Raw genomic sequence first — 1,745 nt, 5'->3', positions numbered from 1 at the left:
GAGGTGCTGGAGATCGACCGGGTCGGCGCGCAGGAGCACTTCTTCGACCTCGGCGGCCACTCGCTGCTGCTCGTCCGCGTGCAGACGCTGATGCGGCAGCGCCTCGGCCGTGAGGTGCCACTGCTCGACCTGTTCACGCACGCGACCGTGGCCCGGCTGGCCGCCCATCTCGAACGCGGCGGCGACGCCTCCGGCCCGGCGGAGCCGCCGGCGGCCGAACAGGCCCGCGCCCGGGCGCTGCGCGGCCGGGAGGCCCTGGCCCGTCGCCGGGCGCGGCGCGGAACGGCCCCGACCGAGGAGAACCAGCCGTGACCGACCTGTTCCCGCTGACCGACACGCAGCAGGCGTACCTCGTCGGCCGCGGCGACCTGTACGAGCTCGGCAACGTCAGCACCCACGCGTACCTGGAGCTCGAAGGCCCTCTGGACGCGGGCAGGTTCGCGTACGCCTGGCGGCGCCTGGTCGACCGGCACCCCATGCTGCGGGCCGTCGTCGCCCACGAGGGCCAGCGGATCCTGCCCGAGGTCCCGGACCCGCCCATCGAGATCGTCGACCTGCGGGGCCGCGCCGACGCGGACGAGGTCCTCGCCGGGCTGCGCGAGCGCCTCTCCCACGAGGTGCGGCCCGCCGACCGGTGGCCGCTGTTCTCCGTCGCGGTGTGCCTCCTGGGCGACGGAGTGTGCCGGGTCTGCGTCGGGTTCGACGGCCTGACCGTCGACTGGGCGAGCTGGCATGTCATGTACCGCGACCTGTCCGCCTACTACGAGAACGCCGACGCCGCCCTGCCCCCGGTCGAGGGCACGTTCCGGGACCACGTTCTGGCCCATGACACGGACCCGCCGGAGGAGGACCTGGCGTACTGGCGGGAGCGGCTGGCGACGCTGCCGGACGCTCCCGCCCTGCCGCTCGCCCGCGACCCGGCCACCGTGGCCCGTCCCCGGTTCACCCGCCGCGAGACCAGCCTCGACGCCGCGACCTGGAGTCGCCTCAAGCAGCATGCGGCGGCCCACGGTGTCACGCCCACCGGCGCGCTGCTGGCCGCGTACGCGGAGGTGCTCGGGCGCTGGGGCGCGGGGGAGCGCTTCACCCTCAACGTGCCCAGCATGAACCGCGACCCGGCGGTGCCGGGCGCCGCCGACCTGGTCGGGGAGTTCGCCTCGTTCACGCTGGCCGAGGCCGACCTGCGGCCCGCCACGTTCCGTGAGCGCGCCCGGGGGATCCAGCGGAACCTGCTCGACGGGCTGGAGCACCGGGGACTCGGCGGCGTGCGCCTGCTGCGCGAGCTCACCCGCGTCCGGGGCGGAGAGCCCGTACGCATGCCGGTGGTGCTCACCAGCACGCTCGCGATGACCGCGGCAACGCCGCACCTGCTCGAACGCACCCTCACCCACGTGTACGGCGTCACCCAGACGCCGCAGGTGCACCTGGACGCGCAGGTGGAGGAGCGCCGCGGCACACTCGCGTGCAACTGGGACGCCGTGGAGGAGCTCTTCCCGCCCGGCCTGCTCGACACCATGTTCACGGCGTGGACCGGCCTGCTCACCCGGCTCGCCGACGACGAGACGGCCTGGGGCCGTGACGACCTGGACCTGCTGCCGCCCGGCCAGGCCGCGCGCCGCGCCGCCGGCCAGGGGCCCGTACGTCCCGTCCCGGACGAGCCGGTGCACGAGGCGTTCCTCCGGCGGGCCGCCGAACGCCCCGATGCTCCGGCGGTCATCGGTCCCGGCGGGACGCTGACGTACGGC

General features: G+C 75.4%; 2 protein-coding genes. Both read left to right on the top strand.

The window, feature by feature from the left end:
- Nucleotides 1–312, top strand: a 312-nt coding sequence (locus ACFFNX_RS49175) for a phosphopantetheine-binding protein (protein ID WP_378213362.1), incomplete at its 5' end; no start/stop codon positions are given.
- Nucleotides 309–1,745: condensation domain-containing protein (locus ACFFNX_RS49170; RefSeq protein ID WP_378213361.1), on the top strand; the 1,437-nt coding region annotated here is incomplete at its 3' end. The genes ACFFNX_RS49175 and ACFFNX_RS49170, both read left to right, overlap by 4 nt.

It is taken from the genome of Actinoallomurus acaciae, from assembly GCF_042429965.1.
In the GTDB taxonomy this organism is placed as follows: domain Bacteria; phylum Actinomycetota; class Actinomycetes; order Streptosporangiales; family Streptosporangiaceae; genus Actinoallomurus; species Actinoallomurus acaciae.
Note: the sequence above shows the minus strand (reverse complement) of the source record. Positions and strands in the feature narration are given on the sequence as shown.